This is a genomic window from Pseudomonas aylmerensis (assembly GCF_001702265.1).
In the GTDB taxonomy this organism is placed as follows: domain Bacteria; phylum Pseudomonadota; class Gammaproteobacteria; order Pseudomonadales; family Pseudomonadaceae; genus Aquipseudomonas; species Aquipseudomonas aylmerensis.
Genome location: NZ_MAUE01000026.1, coordinates 359,334 through 378,585 on the forward strand (window position 1 = coordinate 359,334; position 19,252 = coordinate 378,585).

Here is a 19,252-nt window from a genome sequence, read left to right on the forward strand (position 1 = left end):
CTGATACTTTTTTGATCCTGGAACGGCGGTTAAAAAAGTATCAGTCGAGCATTCGCCCTGCGTTTGTGGGGGACTGGCCAAGCTGCTGTAATCGGCGCTCAACAACAAAAACAACAGGTGGAAACCGCCATGTTCAAGCTCCCGCACGCGTTGTTCCTGCTTTCCGGCCTGGCAGTGGCAATGCCCGGTCAGGCCGCCGACACCGTCACCATCGCCACCGTCAACAACAGCGACATGATCCGCATGCAGCGCCTGTCCAAGGTGTTCGAGCAGCAGCATCCGGACATCCAGCTGAACTGGGTAGTACTGGAAGAAAACGTGCTGCGCCAGCGCCTTACCACCGATATCGCCACCCAGGGCGGGCAGTTTGATGTGCTCACCATTGGCACCTATGAGACCCCGCTGTGGGGCGCCAAGCACTGGCTGGAGCCGCTGACCCAGTTGCCGGCCGATTACGATGCCGACGACATCTTCCCGTCGGTGCGCCAGGGCCTGTCGGTCAACGACACCCTGTATGCGTTGCCGTTCTACGGCGAAAGCACCGTGACCTACTACCGCACCGACCTGTTCAAGCAGGCTGGCCTGAGCATGCCCGCGCACCCGACCTGGACGCAGCTCGGCGAGTTCGCCGCCAAGCTCACTGCCAAGGACCAAGGCCAATACGGCATGTGCCTGCGCGGCAAGGCCGGCTGGGGTGAAAACATCGCACTGCTGAGCACCATGGCCAATGCCTTTGGCGCGCGCTGGTTCGATGAGCAGTGGAAGCCCGAGCTGACCAGCCCTGAGTGGACCGCCGCCGCCAACTTCTACGTCAACACTCTCAAGCAATACGGCCCCCCGGGCGTGTCCAGCAACGGCTTCAACGAAACCCTGGCGCTGTTCAATAGCGGCAAATGTGCGATCTGGGTCGATGCCAGCGTCGCCGGCTCCTTCACCACCGACAAGAGCCAGAGCAAGGTCGCCGACAGCGTCGGCTTCGCGGCTGCCCCCACTGAAGTCACCGACAAAGGCTCCTCGTGGCTCTACGCCTGGTCGCTGGCGATCCCGGCCACCTCCCAGCACAAGGACGCCGCCAAGGCATTTATCGCCTGGGCGACCTCGAAGGAGTACATCCAGCTGGTCGCGGATAAAGAAGGCATCACCAACGTACCGCCGGGCACCCGCCAATCCACCTACAACGCGGCGTACCTCAAGGCCGCACCGTTCGCCCAGGTGACCCTGGAGATGATGAAGCACGCCGACCCCGCGCACCCCTCGGCCAAACCCGTGCCGTACGTGGGCATCCAGTACGTGACCATCCCCGAGTTCCAGGCCATCGGCACCTCCGTCGGCAAGCTGTTCTCGGCGGCGCTCACCGGCGGCATGTCGGTTGACCAGGCGTTGCAGCAGGCGCAGTCCACCACCGAGCGCGAGATGAAACGCGCCGGCTACCCGAAATAGTTTTGACAGGACACCTCAATGAAACGACTCGAAGGTAAGAGCGCGCTGATCACCGGATCGGCGCGCGGGATCGGCCGCGCGTTTGCCCAGGCCTACATTGCCGAAGGCGCCACCGTTGCCATCGCCGATATCGACCTGCAACGCGCCCAGGCTACTGCAGCCGAACTGGGCCCCCAGGCCTACGCGGTGGCGATGGACGTCACCGACCAGGCCTCCATCGACAGCGCGATTGCCGCCGTGGTCGCCCAGGCCGGCAAGCTCGATATCCTGATCAACAACGCCGCGCTGTTCGACCTGGCGCCCATCGTCGACATCACCCGCGACAGCTACGCGCGGTTGTTCTCGATCAATGTCGCCGGCACGCTGTTCACCCTGCAGGCTGCCGCGCGACAGATGATCAGCCAGGGCCACGGCGGCAAGATCATTAACATGGCCAGCCAGGCCGGGCGGCGCGGTGAGCCGCTGGTGGCGGTCTACTGCGCAACCAAGGCGGCGGTGATCAGCCTTACACAATCGGCGGGGTTGAACCTGATCAAGCAGGGCATCAACGTCAACGCCATCGCCCCCGGTGTGGTGGATGGCGAGCACTGGGATGGGGTGGATGCGCTGTTCGCCAGGCATGAAGGTTTGCCGCCTGGCGAGAAGAAGAGGCGGGTAGGGGGTGAGGTGCCGTTCGGGCGGATGGGTACGGCAGAGGATTTGACCGGGATGGCAATCTTCCTGGCGTCCAAAGAGGCCGACTATGTGGTGGCCCAGACCTACAACGTCGACGGTGGCAACTGGATGAACTGATCCTGGTAGGCGCCCGGCAAGCCGGGCGCCTGCAGGGGTGGTTTACTCGGCGAAACTGCGATCAAAAAAATACACCGCCCCGGGCTTCAGGTTCTCCACCGTCGCCTGGGGCCGGCCGCCTTCACCGTGCTTCTTGCGCCCCGTCTCACGCAGATACCCCGCCTCTGTCAGCTTCAATAGCCGCTGGCGAATACTGGTCTTCAATACCGGCCGCTCCAGCACCAGGGAAAAGATCGTGGTCGCTTCCGGTGCGCTGAATTCATTGCCCAGGAACATCAGCGGCAAGCTGCTGTACAGCGACTTGGAGAGCAACCGTTCCTGCACGGCCGCGACGATACTGTTGTGATCGAACGGCAGCTTGATGCTGCCATCGGCCACTGCCTTCAGTGCAAACCAGCCCTGATGCTCACCCAGGCTGACTTCATCCGCGACGATCGCCAGGTAAAAGGTCGACGACGACCAGCAACGCGGATCGCGAAACGCGTCACCCACCGTGCCCACTTGTTCACTCCAGGCCAACGCCAGGCCGACCTTGTCGCTGGTGCGCAAACGCTCCACGGCAGCCTGGAGGCTCAGATCTTGCACGTCGCCATTCACCACCACGCCGGGCAGCGCCCAGTGCCCGGCAAACGGCTCGGCCTCGCGTTTGTTTAGCAGCAGTTTCAGTTCGCCGGCCGTGCGGCAATAGCACAGCACGCACAGGTCGACGGTATGGAGGTAGGGGCTAAGGGGCATGTGACGTCCTTCTGAACAACGATGAGGCACAGTCTAGCGGATCGAACAGATATGTCATGTACTGGGCCAGGGATAGATATATAAATGTTTCTTGCAATGAAAGTACATGACGTGTACTTTTGATTCCAGGCCACAGGAGATCCGCCATGACCCTCGCGAAAACCGCCATTGCTTCATTCGACGTCGATGCCCAGAAGAGCTTCACGCCGCTGTGCCCCAACGAATTGCCGGTGGTCGGTGGTGATCAGATCGGTGCCGAACTCAACTTCATGGCCAGCCTCTCCGGCCACCGCGTCGGCAGCAAGGACGCGCACACCCCGCATGCACCCTGGGTGGTCACGCAGCACAGCGAGATGCTGCAGCCCACCGGCCTGGTCCACGCCGATGTCACCTGGGTCAGCCACTGCGTGCCGGGTACCGAGGGCTTTACCTTGCTCGACGAACTGCCCACGCCCTATGACTACGACTACTTCATCTGGAAAGGCGTCGAACCCGACCTGCACCCCTACGGCGCCTGCTACCACGACCTGCACGACAAGCTCTCCACCGGCGTGATCGAGTACCTCAAGGCCCAAAGTGTCAGCCGCGTGATCGTCGGCGGCCTGGCCCTCGACTACTGCGTCAAGACCACCGCCCTGCAACTGCTCAAGGCCGGGCTGGAGGTGGTCCTGCACGTGCCGGCGTGCCGCAGTATCAGCGAGGAGGGCGGTGTGCAGGCCGTCAACGAGTTGCTCAAGGCCGGTGCCTGCATCAGCAGCACCCGCGAAGAACTGGCCGCGATGGCCACGCGTTAAGGAGATACACCATGGAAAGTGCCTACGACTACGAATCCCCGGTGATCCAGGGCTTGCTCGACACCGACTACTACACCTTCACCATGATGCAGGCGGTGTTGCACCAGCACCCGAATGTCGATGTGGAATACAACTTCATCGTCCGCTCCAGGGAAAAGCTCGGCCACCTGATCCCCGCGTTGCGCGCCGAGCTGGAGAACATGGCCGGCCTGCAGATGCGAGAAGGCGAGCTGCGCTTTTTGTTCAACCCGCGTTTTCGCGAATACCTGACCCCGGACTACGAGCGCTTTCTCGGCTTGTTCCGCTTCAATCTGCGTTATATCCACGTCAGTGAGATCGACGGCCAGTTGAACATCCGCGTGGTCGGCCCGATGCTGCACTGCATCATGTTCGAGCAGCCGGTTCTGGCGATGGTCAGCGAGTTGCGCAACCGCGACACATACCCCGACGTGAGCCTGGAAGACGTCACCCGCAAGCTCTATCAGAAGTTCGACTGGCTGGAGAAAAACCTCAGCCGCGAGGAGCTGGCCGACTTGCGTGTGTCGGACTTCTCGACCCGCCGGCGCCTTTCGTTCAAGGCCCAGCGCGAAGTGGTGGACATCATGCGCCGCGACTTCCCCGGCCAGTTCGTCGGCACCAGCAATGCGCACCTGGCCTATGAGTTCGACCTGCCGCTGATCGGCACCATGGCCCACCAATGGCTGATGGTGCACCAGCAACTGGGCCGCCTGCGTGAAAGCCAGAACGCGGCGCTGGAAAACTGGGTGCGCGAGTACCGGGGCCGCCTCGGCATCGCCTTGACCGACTGCATCAGCACCGACTTTTTCCTCAAGGATTTCGACCTGTACTTCGCCAAGCTCTACGACGGCCTGCGCCAGGACTCCGGCGACCCTATCGCCTGGGCCGACAAGGTGCTGGCCCGCTACAAACAGTTGGGCATCGACCCGATGACCAAGGACCTGATGTTTTCCGACGGCCTGAACTTCGAAAAATGCCTGCCGATCCTGCGGCACATCCGTGGCAAGGCCAAGTTCGGCTTCGGCATGGGCACCAGCCTGGCCTGCGATGTGGAGGGCGTCGAGCCGCTGAGCATCGTGATGAAGCTGGTGCGGGTGCACGGCGAGCCGGTGGTGAAATTCTCCGATGATCCGATCAAGAACGTCTGCGAAGACCCGTCGTTCTTGCAGTACGCGGCCCAGGTGTTTTCTGTGGGAGGGGGCGTGCTCCCGAATGCGCTGGATCAGCGCTGACGGTGTCGACTGACATGTCGTCTTCGCGAGCGAGCCCGCTCCCACAGGTCAATCCCGGCAATACAGAGGTGTGATATGCAAACCCAAGAACGTATCGCGCAGGAACTGAATATCGATCGGCAACTGGGCAAGGGCGATGAAGCCAAAGAGGTCCAGCGGCGCATCGATTTCATCAAGACCACCTTGCGCCAGTCCGGCTGCAAGGCCCTGGTACTGGGCATCAGTGGCGGTGTCGACTCGCTGACCGCCGGCCGCCTGTGCCAGTTGGCGGTAGAGCAACTGCGAAATGAGGACTACGCCGCGCGCTTTATCGCCATGCGCCTGCCCTATAAAACCCAGGCCGATGAAAGCGATGCCCAGGCCTCGCTGGATTTCATCGCCCCGGACCACATCGAGACCCTGAACATCGCCGCCAGCGTCGACGGCCTGATGGCCAGCCTCGACGCCAACCAAGCCAGCGCCAGCCACGTGGATTTCATCAAGGGCAACGTCAAGGCCCGCACCCGCATGATCGCCCAGTACGCGGTGGCCAACCTGCACAACGGCCTGGTGGTCGGCACCGACCATGGCGCCGAAGCGCTGATGGGTTTCTTCACCAAATTCGGCGACGGCGCCTGCGACCTGGCGCCGCTCTCGGGGCTGACCAAGACCCAGGTCCGCCTGCTGGCCAGCGCCCTCGGCGCCCCGGCGACGCTGGTGCACAAACTGCCGACCGCCGACCTGGAAGAGCTGGTGCCGGGCAAACCGGACGAACACGCCTACGGCTGTACTTATGCAGAGATCGACGCCTACCTGATGGGCGAGCCGGTGAGCGAACGAGTGAGGAGCCTTATCGAGCAGGCCTACCTCAAGACCGCCCACAAACGCGCACTGCCCATCACCCCCTCGTAGGCGCGGGCTCGCCAGCGAAAAACCAATCGGCACCACGTACTTCCAGCATGCCCGCGTTATCGTTGTGGTTTTTCGCTAGGGCAAGGTAAGCGTAATTCCCACGTCCACTACGTGGGGGTCGGCCTATCGCTCGATTGACCGACTCCACCGTGCATTCCACTCCGGCCGCGCCTGGTTCACCTGGTCCCAGTCGATCGAAATCGCCGTCTGCAAGTAACCCTGCATCGCCTCCACCCGTGCGCGGGTCTTGTCGGTGGTCGGTGTGGTCGGGTTCGACGGGATCTGGTCGCCTTCTTCCAGCGCCGGTGCCTGGGCCTCGGCGGTCAGCAAAAATGCTGCGAGCTTCTGCGCCAGTTCCGGCTGGTCATTGCGTGCAATCACGCATTCAGCCACGTTCAGCACCACCGCGCCTTCCTTCGGTTGCGCATATTCCATCGGCACGCCGAGCAACTTCTGGGTGGTGACCTGGGTCGGGGTGAGGGGGAAGATCGCCGCTTCGTCGGTCTGCACCATCTCGGAGATTTTCGCCGAGCTGGCGATGTATTCCAGTACGTTGGGGCCAACGGTTTTCGGCCAGGCCTTGAATCCCGGGTCGACGTTGGTTTCATCGCCGCCCTGGATGCGGTTGAACATCAAGAAGCCGTGCAGGCCGAAGGTCGACGAGGCCAGGGACTGGAACACCACTTTGTCCTTGAAGCGCGGGTCGGCCAGGTCCATCCACGAGGTGGGCGCGGCCCAGCCTTTTTCCTTGAACATCTTGGCGTTGTAGCCCAGGCCGGTGACGCCCAGGGTCACGGCCACGGCCTGCTGCTTGATTTTCGCCTTGGCCGGGATCTGCTCCAGGGTCAGGCTCGGCGCCAACGTGTCGCACAGGCCCATGGAGATGGCGCGGTACATGATGCCGTCGTCGAGGAACATCACGTGCATCTGCGGGTTGTCTTTGTTGGCCTGGACCTTGGCGAGGATGTCCGACGAGGTGCCAGGCACGATCACCACCTTGACGTTATTGGCCTTCTCGAACGCGGGCAGCACCTTGTCGGCGTACACCCGTTCCATGGTGCCGCCATTCATGCCCAGGTACAGCGTCGGCGCGGCGTTTGCGGTGGTGGTGAGCAAGGCGAGGGACAAGCAGGACAGCGCAATACGGAGGTTCATGGAGGTTTTTCCTCTCAGGCTTGGAAACGACGGATGGAAAACGCTTCGATGGGTTGGCGGCTGGCCCCGTCGCAGACAATCTCTGCCAGGGCTTCACCGACCGCGGGGCCGAGCTGGAACCCGGCGCCGGCAAAGCCGAAACCGTGGAGCAAGCCCGGTTGGGTACTGCTGGGCCCGATCACCGGTTCGTGATCGGGTAGGTAACCTTCGGTGCCGCTCCAGGTGCGAATCGCCTGGGCACCCTTGAGGAACGGGTACAACTCGCCGGCATTGCGCAGAATCTCCAGCACCGCGGCCTGGCCAGGGCGCGCCGTCAGCGGGCCGAGGGCAAAACCGCGCCCGCCACCGAGGATGCAATTGCCCCGGGCAACCTGCCGCGCATAAATCCCGCCGCCTTCGACGCCGGTGCTCACGTTCATCACCATCGGCAATGGCTCGGTGACCAGCATCGCCGGATGCGCCGAGGTAATCGGCACCGGCTCGCCGAAGTGCGCGGCCACGGTGCCGGCCCAGGCGCCGGCGCAATTGAGTAACCACAGCGCCTGTAAGTGCAGGCCGTTGGCGCAGCGCACCTGAAAGCGCTGGCCGTCATGTTCGACCTGAAGCACTTCGGCCTGCTCGTGGACCGCCGCGCCAAGGCGTTGCGCGGCACGGGCGAAAGCCGGAGACACCAGTCGCGGGTTGGCATGCCCGTCTTCCGGACACAACGAAGCGCCCACGGCGATATCGCCGACCCAGGGAAAGCGTGCACGTAGCTCGGTGTAGTCCAGCAATTGCAAGCCCAGGCCAAAGCCTCGGGTGTGCTCGGCATAGGCTTGCAGCGCAGCAAAATCCGCCGCGCTGCGCGCGAGTTTCAGATGCCCGGAACGCACGTACTCGCCGTCGATGCCGATCAACCCCGGCAGGTCGGACCACAGCGCATGGGCGCGTTGCGACAGCGGTAACTGATGCAGCGGCCGGCCTTGTCGGCGCACGCCGCCGTAATTCACACCACTGGAATGCGAGCCGCAAAAATCCCGTTCCACCAGGGCCACGCGCTGGCCCTTCTGCGCCAGCATCAAGGCTGCCGAAGCGCCGACAATGCCGCCGCCAAGTACGATGACGTCGATCATGGCTGCACCTCCACGCCGAACGGCAACGGCTTGATCGGAGCCTGGCCACGCAGGCGGCCGACGTTTTCAACTGCGCGACCGCTGCGCTCGGCGACGATTTCCGCCGCCGCCAGCCCGCACATGCGGCCCTGGCAGCGACCCATGCCGACGCGGCAATACGCCTTGACCCGATTGATTTCCCAATGGCCTTCATCGACCACGGCGCGCACATCACCGACGCTGACTTCCTCGCAACGGCACAGGATCAACGCATCCGGCGCCTGCGCAGCCCAGTTTTCAGGGAACGGGAACGCAGTTTCCAGACCATGGCGAAAGCGCTGGATAGCCGCCAGTTGCTGCTCCAGCTCAGCCGGGCGGCGATGATCGATGGCAATGCCTGAATCTTCCAGCACCGCCAAGGCTGCGCGTTCGCCGGCCATTGCTGCCGCGTCTGCCCCCATGATTCCAGCGCCATCGCCGGCCAGGTACACGTCGCTCACACTGCTGCGTCCGGCGCCGTCGCGTTGCGGCAACCAGGCGCGATTCAACGCGCTCCAGGCAAACTCACAGCCGAGCAAGTCCGCCAGCTGTGTCTCGCTGCGCAAGGCATGGGCGAAGCCCACGGCGTCACATTCCAGCACTTGCTGGTCCCAGCGGATGCCACGCACGCGCTGCTCGCCGTCGATCTGTTGAAGCGTCGCGCCCTGATGCACGGGCACGCCGTGAGCGGTCAGCCAGGCGCGGTAATACAAGCCCTTGGCCAAGGTCAGCGGTTGCCGGAGCAGGGCCGGCACTGCACGGCATTGCGCGCTGAACGGCGCGCTGTCGAGCACTGCCACCACCTGGGCGCCGGCCTTGGCGTACTGGTACGCGACCAAATACAGCAACGGTCCGCTGCCACAAAACGCCACCCGTTCACCAATCGCGCAGCCCTGATACTTCAAGGCGATTTGCGCCGCGCCCAGGCTGTACACCCCCGGCAAGGTCCAGCCCGGGACTGGCAGGATGCGGTCGGTGGCGCCGGTGGCGACGATGATCCGCGCATACTCGACGCTCTCGGCACGCCCGTTATTGAGCATGTCCAGGCGCCCATCCTCGGCGTTCCACACCAGCGTTTGCGGGCGGTAGTCGATCAGCGGCGCGAGTTCATCCAGCGTACGGTGCACGGCCTCGGCCTTGCGCGCCTCGAACCCGTAGATCTGCTTGGCCGTACGCTGGAAGTTTGCCGGCTGGCGCCGATAGATCTGCCCGCCGCCGCGCAGGCTTTCATCCACCAGGCAGGCTTTGATGCCATGGTCGAGCAGGGTGCGCGCAGCGCTGATCCCTGCCGGGCCGGCACCGACAATCACCACCGGCTTCATAGCTGGCGCCCCGGCTCGCGGCTGATCGCCTGGCCTTCTTCCAGCAGCGTCGAGCAGGCCCGCACGCGGCGCCCATCCTCAAGCCGTACCCAGCAATCCTGGCAGGCGCCCATCAGGCAAAACCCGGCGCGGCGTTCGGCGCTGAAATCACTGCCGCGCAGGTGCTCGGCGCAGGTCAGAACGGCGGTCAGCAACGTGTCGCCGAGCAAGCCGGTGGCGGGTTGCCCGTCCAGGGTAAAGGCCAGGGCAGGGCGCGTGGTTTCGGCCAATCGTTTGAACAAGGCCATCAATGTTTCCCCACCAGCACGCGGTCCAGGCCGTAGACCCGGTCGAGCAGAATCATGGTCGCCGCCGTCAGCGCAATCACCAACGCCGACACCGCCGCCATCATCGGGTCGATGGACTCGGTGGCGTACACGTACATGCGCACCGGCAGCGTCTGCGTGGCCGGCGAACTGACGAAGATCGACAACGTCACCTCATCGAAACTGTTGATGAAGGCCAGCAGCCAACCCCCGGCGACGCCGGGCAAAATCATCGGCAAGGTGATCTGGCGAAACAGCGTGAAGCGCCCGGCGCCCAGGGACTCCGCCGCCTGTTCGGCACTGCGGTCAATACCGATCGCCGCTGCCAGCACCAGGCGCAGCACATACGGGGTGATGATCACCACGTGCGCGAGCATCAGCCAGGTGAAGCTGCCGTTCACGCCCATCAGCGCGAACAGGCGCAGCATCGCCACGCCCAGGACCAGGTGCGGAATGATGATCGGCGACAGGAACAACGCGCTGAAAAAGTTGCGCCCCGGGAACGAGTATCGGCTGATCGCCAAGGCCGCCGGCACAGCAATCAAGGTGGCCAGGGTCGCGGCGGTAAACGCCAGGATCAGGCTGTTGTAGAACGCCTGGATAAAGTCGGCACGCTCGAACACTGCGCGAAACCAGCGCAGGGAGAAGCCCGAGGTGGGCAGGCTCAAGGTGTTTTCCGGGGTGAAGGCCACCAGGCAGACCACCACCAGCGGCGCCATCATGAACAGCACCACCAGGCCGTGAAAGCCGAGGGCCAAAGGACCGTTTCTGGACATGCGCTTAAACCCCCAGGGACTTTTTATAGCGGCCTTCGACCATGCGGTTCCAGCTCAGCATGATCAGCAGATTGACCAACAGCAGCACCACCGCGATGGTGGCGCCCATGGGCCAGTTGAGTTCCGAGAGGTACTGGTCGTACACCACGGTGGCGACCATTTTCAGGCGTCGTCCGCCAAGCAGGCCGGGAATCGCAAACGAACTGGCGGCCAGGCCGAACACGATCAGGGTGCCGGACAGCACGCCGGGCATCACCTGGGGCAACACGATCCTGCGCATCACCGTGGCCTGGCTTGCACCCAGCGACAGCGCGGCCTGTTCAGCCGACGGATCGAGCTTTTGCAGCGAGGTCCACACCGGAATGATCATGAACGGCAGCATCACGTGCACCAGCGCGATGATCACTGCGAATGGCGTGTACAGCAGCTTCACCGGGCGCCCGCCGAGGGCCTGGATCACCTGGTTGACCAGCCCGTCGGCACCCAGCAGCAGGCTCCAGCCGAAGGCGCGCACCACCACCGAAATCAGCAGCGGCGTGAGGATCAGGATCAGGAAGATCGAGCGCCATGGCGTGCCCATGCGACTGAGGATGTAAGCCTCGGGGACGCCGATCACCACGCACAGCAGGGTCACCAGCGCGCTGATCCAGAAGGTGCGCCAGAAGATCTCGTAGAAGTACGAGTCACTGAACAGCGCCAGGTAGTGGGCCAGGGTCCATTCATCACCCTTGACGCCGACCTGGTAGTCGAACACGTTGAACGACAGCACCAGTGTCAGCCCGAGCGGCAGGATCAGCAGCCCGGTAAACAGCAGCAGGGCCGGCAGTGAAAGCAAATAGCCGCGACTCATGCGTGCACCTCATCCGCCGCCAGTACCCGCAGCAGTTCGGCCTGCCACTCCAGGCCGACCGCCGCGCCGCAGCCCAGCGGCGCGCTGCCGTCATTGCTGCGCACCACGGTGATTTCGCCGAGAGGGGTGTGGATGCGGTACAGCCATTGGCTGCCGAAGAAGTAGCGGTCGAGCACCTTGCCCTGCAGGCGCCCGGCACCGGCTTGCACCAGGCTGATCTTTTCCGGGCGCAGGCTCAGGACCAGTTCGCCGTCGCCGCTTTCGTGGCGCACTTGCGGGATACCCAGTTGATCGTAATCACCGGCGAGCAAGTTGGCCTTGCCGACGAAGTCCGAGATAAAGCGCGTACGCGGGTGTTCGTAGAGCTTGTACGGCGCATCGATCTGGGTCACGCGGCCGGCCTGCATCACCACCACGCGGTCGCTGATCGACAGGGCTTCGGCCTGGTCGTGGGTCACCATCAACGTGGTGATACCGACGGCGCACTGGATGCGACGGATCTCGAACTGCATCTCTTCGCGCAGGTTGGCGTCGAGGTTGGACAGCGGTTCATCGAGCAGCAATACCGGTGGTTCGATCACCAGGGCGCGGGCCAGGGCCACGCGTTGGCGCTGGCCGCCGGACAGCTCCCGTGGGTAACGCTCGGCGTGGGGTGCCAGGCGCACCAGTTCGAGCACGGTCTTGACCTTGCTGGCGATCTCGGCGGACGGCACTTTGCGCATCTTCAGTCCGAAGGCGACGTTGTCGCGCACGGTCATGTGCGGGAACAGCGCATAGCTCTGGAATACCACGCCCAGGCCACGGCTGGCGGGCTTGGCGTGGGTAATGTCGCGCCCGTCGAGCAGGATCTGCCCGGCGCTGACATCGACGAAACCGGCGATCATTTGCAGAGTGGTGGTCTTGCCGCAGCCGGAAGGGCCGAGCAGCGAAACGAACTCGCCTTTTTCCACCGCCAGGTCAGTGGCGACCACCGCGTCGACGGCGCCGTAGCGTTTGCTCAAGGCGTTGAGTTGGAGAAATGCCATGTCTGCGTTCCACCTTTTTTGAGTCGCGTCGAAACGCGCTTTTTTGTTTTGGGCAGATGCGAATGAGGTGTTGCCGGTGCGTTGGCGCTCGATCTTGAGTCGGCTGCCGTTAGTTGTTCATTTCGCCCCTGTGGACGCAGATTAGGACGAAGACTAGGATGGGCGGAAGATGGAATTTCACTCAATGAACTACTTTTTTCGTTTTTATTCACTCACCAGAATTTTCTAAGAGATCACGTGATATGGATTCCACTGAGCGGAATAAAAATGCCCGGGAAGTCGGCGCCGGCGGAGTCCCCCGACTGTTTGCGCTGCTGCGCACCCTGGGCGAGGTGCCGGAAGGTGGCGAACGCGTGACCCAACTTGCGCAACAGGTTGGCCTGTCCCAGCCCACCACTCACCGCCTGTTGCGCAGCCTGATGGATGAGGGCATGGTCGAGCAGGATGCGCGCAGCAAGCGCTATCGCTTGAGCCTGGAGTTCTTCGCGCTGGCGGCGAACGCGGGCAAGACCGGCAACCTGCGCGACCTGGTGCGGCCGAGCATGCTGCGCCTGAGTGCGTCATTGGGTGATTCGCTGTTCCTGCTGGCGCGCAGTGGCTTCGATGCGATTTGCCTCGACCGCAGCGAAGGGCCGTACCCGATCCGTACCTTCACCGGCGATATCGGCGGGCGGGTGGCGCTGGGCGTGGGCCAGGGCAGCCTGGCGATCCTGGCGTTCCTGCCGGAAGAAGAGCGCGAGACGGTGATCCGCTACAACCTGCCACGGCTCAAGGACTTTCACCTGTACGACGAGGTGCTGCTGCGCTCGGAGGTCGAGAACGTGCGCAACCTGGGTTATGCGGCGCGCAATACCGGGGTGCTGGAAGGCATGGCGGGCCTGGCGGTGCCGATCCTCAATCGCGACGGCCACGCGGTAGCGGCGCTGAGTGTGGCAACCATCAGTGATCGGTTGGGGCCGAGCCGCTTGCCAATGGTGGTTGAGTTGCTCAAGCGCGAAGCGGCGGCGATCGGGCCGAGGATCAACCCGTTCGATCCGACCCTGCGCAGGCCGTCGCAGACCTTCGGTGGGTAACCCCTCTCCGCCACGATGAAGAACCAGTGTGGGAGCGGGCTTGCTCGCGAGTGCGATAGATCAGTCATGGATATGTCCACTGACACACCGCTTTCGCGAGCAAGCCCGCCCCCCCCATTGTTCAGATCGCGGCCAGGGCCACGGATGTCGCCGCCGTCCGGGTCTCCACCCCCAACTTCACATACACATGCTCCAGATGCTTGTTCACCGTCCTGGGGCTCAACCCCAGGATGTCACCGATATCCCGATTGGTCTTGCCGCACGCGACCCAGCGCAAGACCTCCACCTCACGCTCGGTCAACTGGAACCTGGCCGACAGCAGCCGCTGTGCCGGCTCATCCTCCAGCGTCAGCACATTCGGCTGCGTCGCCTCCCGCGCCGACAGCAAGATGCGTGACGTGCGCAGGTGCGCCGCCACCCGTGCCAGTACCTCATCGGTCTGGATCGGTTTGGTCACGTAGTCACTGCCACCCACCTCGAAGCCTTGCACCACGTGCTTGCTGTCGGTCAGCCCGGTCATGAACACCACCGGCACATCCGCGCTGGCCGGCATTGCCTTGAGCCGGCGACAGGTTTCGAAACCGTCCAGGCCGGGCATCATCGCGTCCAGCAGGATCAGGTCCGGACGCCGGCGTTGCACGCGGTTCAACGCGCTGAGGCCGTCCAGGGCCACCAGCACCATGTAGCCGGCGTCGTCGAGCGCGTCACAGAGCAATGCCAGGTTGTCCGGGGTGTCGTCGACGATCAGCACCACGCCGGGTTCAGTGCTGTGGGTGAGTGCATTCATCTGCGGCCTCCTTGAGGGTTCGGTTGAGTTCATCCAGGCGAAAGCCCTTGAGCAGCCCGCGCAGCTTGGTGATGAACGGTTCGGCATCGGGGCGGTGTGCAAGGATCGTGTCGAGTTTGGCGTGCAGGCCGCGCACATAGCCGATGGCGCTGAGTTCCGCCAGGGCGGCAAGGTCTTCAGGGCTGGGCAATACGCTGGGCGGCGGCGGTGCGGTGAAGGTCTTGGTGCGCCGCAGCCACTGCAGGTCCAGGTGCTGTTGCAGGCGCCCGAGCAGTTCCGGGGTGCGCACCGGCTTGGCCAGGTAGTCGTTGCAGGCCGCGGCGATGCTGCGCTCGCGGTCGTCGGTAAAGGCGTTGGCGGAGATCACGATGATCGGCGCGGTGCACAGCGCATTGCGCCGGATCAGGCGGCTGGTTTCGTAGCCGTCCAGGGTCGGCATCGACAGGTCCATCAGGATCAGGTCCGGGGCCAGCAGCGCCACCTGGCGAATCGCATCCTGGCCGTTGCTGGCCTGCACCACCTCAAAGCCCAACGGCGTGAGCATGCCACTGAGCACCTTGCGATGGTCCACATGGTCGTCCACCACCAGGATGCGCCGACGCGCGCCCTGGTAGCCGATGATGTCGTGTTCCACATGCACCACCGCCTGCGGCGCGCGCACCTGGGACAGAAACAGTCGCACCTGGAAGCAGGTGCCTTTGTCCAGTTCGCTGGTCACGCGCAGCTCGCCGCCCATCAAGGAGGTGAGCATGCGCGTGATGGTCAGCCCGAGGCCGACGCCCTTGTCCTGGCGCATCAGGTCGCCGCGTTCGAACGGCTGGAAAATCCGCTCGATCTGCCCCGGATCAATGCCGATGCCGGTGTCGATGATTTCGAAATTGGCAGTCTCGCGCCTGTAGCTGACCCGCAGGCACACCTCGCCGCTGTCGGTGAAATTCACCGCATTGCCGAGCAGGTTGATGAGGATCTGGCGCACGCGCTTTTCGTCGCCGCGCACCACCGCCGGGATCTTGCCCACGCAGTCCAGGCGAAAGCGCAGGCCCTTGTCCTGGGCTTGCGGCGTGAACATCTGCTCCAGGTCATGGATCAGTTCGGGGAAGGGGATTTCGGTGAGTTCCAGGCGCAGCTTGCCGGCCTCGATCTTGGCCACATCCAGCAGGCCGTCGATCAGCGACAACAGGTGCGAGCCGCTGCGCAGGATGGTCGCGAGTGCGTCCTGGTGCTGCTCGGGCATGGCGCCGTCACGCTGCAGGATTTGGGTAAAGCCGAGAATGCTGTTCAGCGGCGTGCGCAGCTCATGGGACAGCCCGGTGACATAGCGGCTCTTGGCGGCGTTGGCGGCTTCGGAGGCTTCCTTGGCGTGTTGCAGGGCCTGGTCGGTGAGGCTGTGGGCGTCGATTTCGTGCATCAGCAGCAAGGTCTGGCGGTCGGACTCTTCCTGGGCCACGCGCCGGCTTTCGCGGGTCAGCACCACCCACCAGGCGAGCACGGCGGCCAGTACCGAGAGGGTCAGGAAGGCCTTGAAGAACGCTTGGTACAGGGTCTCGGAGTGCGGCAAACCCTGGGCCGCCTGCACGTAAATCAACGCCAGGGCGCTGGCGAGCAACAGCTCCAGTACCAGCAGCAACCCCAGGTAATGGGCCAGCCGTGTGTGCAGGCGCGGCATCAGGGTAGTCGGCAGCAGCCAGCGCAACACGCCTTCGAACTGGGTGACCAGGCGCGCGTGGGGTTTGCAGCGATCGCCGCAACGTGCGTCCAGTGAACAACACAGCGAGCAGATGGGCGTGCTGTAGGCCGGGCAGAACGCCATGTCGGCGGTTTCGAACGGGTTGCTGCACAGCCCGCACACCGCGTGGGTGGCGGGCGCCACCGGGTGGATCAGTTGCAGGTCGCTAGTGCGTGCGATGTAGTACTTGCCTTTCGTCAGCCAGGCCAACAGCGGCGCCATGATCAAGGCCGTGCCCAGCGCCACGAACGGCGGCGCGGCCTGGGCCAGGCTGCCGAACAGCCCGAAGTGCGCGAGGATCGACAGTAACGAGGCGACCAGCATCGAGCCGACACCCACCGGGTTGATGTCGTAGAGGTGCGCGCGCTTGAACTCGATGTGCCTGGGCGACAGCCCCAGCGGTTTGTTGATCACCAGGTCAGCGACCAGCGTGCCGATCCAGGCAATCGCAATATTGGCGTAGAGCCCCAGCACCTGGTCGATCACATCGAACACGCCCAGCTCCATCAGCATCAGCGCGATGGCCACGTTGAACACCAGCCACACCACGCGGCCCGGGTGGCTGTGGGTCACGCGGGCAAAGAAGTTCGACCAGGCCAGGGAGCCGGCGTAGGCATTGGTCAGGTTGATCTTCATCTGCGAGATGAACACGAAGAGCACCATCGCGCCCAGCGCCCATTCCGGCGAGCTGAACACGTACCGGAACGCGACCAGGTACATCTGGGTCGGCTCGGCGGCGCGTTCCATGGGGATTTCATGTTGCAAGGCGAGAAACGCGAGGAACGCGCCGGCGAACATTTTCAACGCGCCGGGGATGATCCAGCCAGGGCCGGCGCAGAGCAGGGCGGCCCACCAGCGCTTACGGTTGGCGGCGGTTTTTTCCGGCAGGAAGCGCAGGTAGTCCACTTGCTCGCCGATCTGCGTCACCAGTGACAGCGCCACCGTGCAGGCGGCGCAGAACGCCAGCAGGTTGAAGCCGCCGCCATCGCCGCTGCGTCCGACGAAGCTGGTCCAGTCGCTGAAGGCGTCGGGGTTTTTCCACCACACAAAGCCATAGGGCAGCACCAGCAACAGCAGCCACACCGGTTGCGTCCACAGCTGCAGGCGGCTGATCAACGTCACGCCGTAGGCCACCAGCGGGATCACCAGCAGCGAGCAGATCACGTAGGCGATCGCCAGCGGGATATGAAAATACAGCTCCAGCGCCAGGGCCATGATCGCCGCTTCCAGGGCGAAGAACAGGAAGGTGAAGCTGGCGTAGATCAGCGAGGTGATGGTCGAGCCGATATAGCCGAAGCCGGCGCCACGGGTCAGCAGGTCCATGTCCACGCCATAGCGCGCCGCGTAGTAACTGATGGGCAGGCCGGTGAGGAAGATCACCAGGCTGATGGCGAGAATCGCCCAGAACGTATTGGTGAAGCCGTAACTCAGGGCCAGCACGCCGCCGATGGCTTCCAGAGCCAGGAAGGACACCGCGCCCAGGGCCGTGTTGGCGATGCGCAGCTCCGACCATTTGCGAAAGGACTTGGGGGTGTAGCGCAGGGCGTAGTCTTCCATGGTCTCGTCGGCGACCCAGGTGTTGTAGTCGCGGCGGATCTTGACGATGCGCTGGGTGCCGGGGAGGGGGTGCACGGTGGGATGGCTCCGGGGAGTGGGCAAGGTGGATGAGCAAGTTCCGTGCCCCGATTCAAAATGTGCGAGCTGGCCTGCCTGCGATGGCGGTAGGTCAGGCATGGGAAGTCGATGGATACACCGCCATCGCAGGCCAGCCAGCTCCCGCATTGATCGGTGCTGTCAGGGCGGGCGGGATCCTGCTCGAAAATGGTGCGCAGTGGCATACGTCAAATGACGTATGCCGTTACGTCAGGCTGCGTATACCCGTGCTGGCCGGCCGCCGCCATGCTGGACCCCTCATTGCAGAGGAGTCGCCCCATGGCACCACGATTGATCCGCTCCAAACCCCTGTTGGCCTTGTCCTTGCTGGCGGCCGCACTGTTCAGCCAGGGCGTGCTGGCCGATAACGAAGGCCTGGCCGTGACCCCGACTGAAGTCACCGTCGGCCAGTTGCACTCGGCCACCGGCACCATGGCGATTTCCGAAACCGGTTCGATCCAGGCCGAACGCCTGGCCATCGAGCAGATCAACGCTTCGGGCGGGATCCTGGGACGGCAGATCAAGGTGATCCAGGAAGACGGCGCCTCCGACTGGCCGACCTTCGCCGAAAAGGCCAAGAAGCTGCTGGTCAACGACAAGGTTGCCGCCGTGTTCGGCTGCTGGACCTCGGCCTCGCGCAAGGCTGTGCTGCCGATCTTCGAGAAAGAAAACGGCCTGCTCTACTACCCGACCTTCTATGAGGGCCTGGAACAGTCGAAAAACGTGATCTACACCGGGCAGGAAGCCACCCAGCAGATCCTCGCCAGCCTCGACTGGATCGCCAAGACCAAGGGCGCCAAGACGTTCTACCTGGTCGGCTCCGACTACATCTGGCCGCGCACCTCAATGAAGATCGCGCGCAAGCACATTGAAAACGTGCTGCACGGCACCGTGGTCGGCGAAGACTACTACCCACTCGGCAACACTCAGTTCGGTTCGCTGATCAACAAGGTCAAGCTGAAGAAACCGGACGTGGTCTTCGCGGCAGTGGTCGGTGGCTCCAACGTGGCGTTCTACAAACAGCTCAACGCGGCAGGTGTGAATTCGTCCAAGCAAACCTTGCTGACCCTGTCGGTGACCGAAGACGAACTGCTCGGCATCGGCGGCGAAAACATGGCCGGTTTCTATGCCTCGATGAAGTACTTCCAGAGCCTGGACAACCCCAACAACAAAGCCTTCGTCGAAGCCTTCAAGGCCAAGTACGGCAAGGACGCGGTGATCGGCGACGTGACCCAGGCGGCCTACCTCGGCCCATGGCTGTGGAAAGCAGCGGTCGAGAAGGCCGGCAGTTTCGACGTGGATAAAGTCGTCGCCGCCTCGCCGGGCATCGAGCTGAAAACCGCGCCGGAAGGCTACGTGAAGATCCACGAGAACCATCATTTGTGGAGCAAGTCGCGCATCGGTGAAGTGCAGCCCAACGGCCAGTTCAAGGTGATCTACGAGTCGGATCTGATCGAGCCGAACCCGTTTCCCAAAGGCTACCAATAAGCCTGGATCTGGCGCTGATCTAAAGGTGGGAGCGGGCTTGCTCGCGAAAGCGCAGTGTCA

Annotated in this window: 17 protein-coding genes; 7 read left to right on the forward strand and 10 right to left on the reverse strand. The window is 63.6% G+C overall.

The window, feature by feature from the left end; translation table 11 throughout:
- The first annotated feature begins 129 nt into the window (after positions 1 to 129).
- Both BBG20_RS19245 and BBG20_RS19250 read left to right on the forward strand, forming a co-directional pair.
- Positions 130 to 1,440, forward strand: a complete 1,311-nt coding sequence (locus BBG20_RS19245; RefSeq protein WP_065906011.1) for an ABC transporter substrate-binding protein — start codon at positions 130 to 132, stop codon at positions 1,438 to 1,440.
- An 18-nt stretch (positions 1,441 to 1,458) separates the two neighbouring features.
- Positions 1,459 to 2,232 (forward strand): L-iditol 2-dehydrogenase, encoded by a 774-nt coding sequence (locus BBG20_RS19250; RefSeq protein ID WP_065906013.1) that lies wholly within the window; start codon positions 1,459 to 1,461, stop codon positions 2,230 to 2,232.
- 42 nt (positions 2,233 to 2,274) lie between these two features.
- Here the strand turns inward: BBG20_RS19250 and BBG20_RS19255 are convergent, their stop codons facing one another.
- Positions 2,275 to 2,967 carry an NUDIX hydrolase gene (locus tag BBG20_RS19255; RefSeq protein WP_065906015.1) on the reverse strand — a complete coding sequence of 231 codons (693 nt, stop codon included), beginning with the start codon at positions 2,965 to 2,967 and terminating at the stop codon, positions 2,275 to 2,277.
- 146 nt (positions 2,968 to 3,113) lie between these two features.
- Here BBG20_RS19255 and BBG20_RS19260 point away from each other — a divergent pair, with 146 nt between their 5' ends.
- The 3 genes from BBG20_RS19260 to nadE all read left to right on the forward strand — a co-directional run bounded on the left by BBG20_RS19260 (position 3,114) and on the right by nadE (position 5,902).
- A complete protein-coding gene (locus BBG20_RS19260; RefSeq protein WP_065906017.1) occupies positions 3,114 to 3,761 on the forward strand; it encodes an isochorismatase family protein in 648 nt (215 codons plus the stop codon).
- 11 nt (positions 3,762 to 3,772) lie between these two features.
- Complete coding sequence (gene pncB / locus BBG20_RS19265) at positions 3,773 to 5,011, forward strand: nicotinate phosphoribosyltransferase (RefSeq protein WP_065906019.1); 1,239 nt, start codon at positions 3,773 to 3,775, stop codon at positions 5,009 to 5,011.
- Between the two features lie 75 nt (positions 5,012 to 5,086).
- Positions 5,087 to 5,902, forward strand: a complete 816-nt coding sequence (nadE, locus tag BBG20_RS19270; RefSeq protein WP_065906021.1) for an ammonia-dependent NAD(+) synthetase — start codon at positions 5,087 to 5,089, stop codon at positions 5,900 to 5,902.
- Between the two features lie 123 nt (positions 5,903 to 6,025).
- On the opposite strand, the gene BBG20_RS19275 is transcribed toward nadE, so the two are convergent.
- Genes BBG20_RS19275 through BBG20_RS19305 form a run of 7 tightly spaced genes read right to left on the reverse strand, consistent with a single transcriptional unit; the run spans position 6,026 to position 12,465 of the window.
- A complete protein-coding gene (locus tag BBG20_RS19275; RefSeq protein ID WP_065906023.1) occupies positions 6,026 to 7,057 on the reverse strand; it encodes an ABC transporter substrate-binding protein in 1,032 nt (343 codons plus the stop codon).
- A gap of 14 nt (positions 7,058 to 7,071) precedes the next feature.
- Complete coding sequence (locus BBG20_RS19280; RefSeq protein WP_065906025.1) at positions 7,072 to 8,169, reverse strand: NAD(P)/FAD-dependent oxidoreductase; 1,098 nt, start codon at positions 8,167 to 8,169, stop codon at positions 7,072 to 7,074.
- Positions 8,166 to 9,509, reverse strand: coding sequence for an FAD/NAD(P)-dependent oxidoreductase (locus tag BBG20_RS19285; RefSeq protein ID WP_065906027.1), 1,344 nt, complete (start codon positions 9,507 to 9,509; stop codon positions 8,166 to 8,168). Before BBG20_RS19285 ends, BBG20_RS19280 begins: the two co-directional genes overlap by 4 nt.
- Entirely contained in the window at positions 9,506 to 9,796 is a 291-nt protein-coding gene (locus BBG20_RS19290; RefSeq protein WP_065906028.1) for a (2Fe-2S)-binding protein, read from the reverse strand. Before BBG20_RS19290 ends, BBG20_RS19285 begins: the two co-directional genes overlap by 4 nt.
- Positions 9,796 to 10,590 (reverse strand): ABC transporter permease, encoded by a 795-nt coding sequence (locus tag BBG20_RS19295; protein ID WP_065906030.1) that lies wholly within the window; start codon positions 10,588 to 10,590, stop codon positions 9,796 to 9,798. The genes BBG20_RS19290 and BBG20_RS19295 overlap by 1 nt, the downstream gene beginning before the upstream one ends.
- 4 nt (positions 10,591 to 10,594) lie before the next feature.
- On the reverse strand, positions 10,595 to 11,440 hold the full coding sequence (locus BBG20_RS19300; protein WP_065906033.1) for an ABC transporter permease: 846 nt from the start codon (positions 11,438 to 11,440) through the stop codon (positions 10,595 to 10,597).
- Positions 11,437 to 12,465, reverse strand: a complete 1,029-nt coding sequence (locus tag BBG20_RS19305) for an ABC transporter ATP-binding protein (protein WP_065906035.1) — start codon at positions 12,463 to 12,465, stop codon at positions 11,437 to 11,439. The genes BBG20_RS19300 and BBG20_RS19305 overlap by 4 nt, the downstream gene beginning before the upstream one ends.
- A 242-nt stretch (positions 12,466 to 12,707) precedes the next feature.
- Between BBG20_RS19305 and BBG20_RS19310 the strand changes: the two genes are divergently transcribed.
- A complete protein-coding gene (locus tag BBG20_RS19310; protein ID WP_065906036.1) occupies positions 12,708 to 13,538 on the forward strand; it encodes an IclR family transcriptional regulator in 831 nt (276 codons plus the stop codon).
- Between the two features lie 121 nt (positions 13,539 to 13,659).
- Here BBG20_RS19310 and BBG20_RS19315 read toward each other — a convergent pair whose 3' ends face one another.
- Both BBG20_RS19315 and BBG20_RS19320 read right to left on the reverse strand, forming a co-directional pair.
- Positions 13,660 to 14,325: a response regulator gene (locus BBG20_RS19315; protein ID WP_065906038.1), complete on the reverse strand. Its 666-nt coding sequence runs from the start codon at positions 14,323 to 14,325 to the stop codon at positions 13,660 to 13,662.
- Complete coding sequence (locus tag BBG20_RS19320; RefSeq protein ID WP_065906040.1) at positions 14,300 to 17,683, reverse strand: ATP-binding protein; 3,384 nt, start codon at positions 17,681 to 17,683, stop codon at positions 14,300 to 14,302. Before BBG20_RS19320 ends, BBG20_RS19315 begins: the two co-directional genes overlap by 26 nt.
- 300 nt (positions 17,684 to 17,983) lie before the next feature.
- Between BBG20_RS19320 and urtA the strand changes: the two genes are divergently transcribed.
- Positions 17,984 to 19,192, forward strand: a complete 1,209-nt coding sequence (gene urtA, locus BBG20_RS19325) for an urea ABC transporter substrate-binding protein (protein ID WP_065906042.1) — start codon at positions 17,984 to 17,986, stop codon at positions 19,190 to 19,192.
- Positions 19,193 to 19,252: the final 60 nt, after the last annotated feature.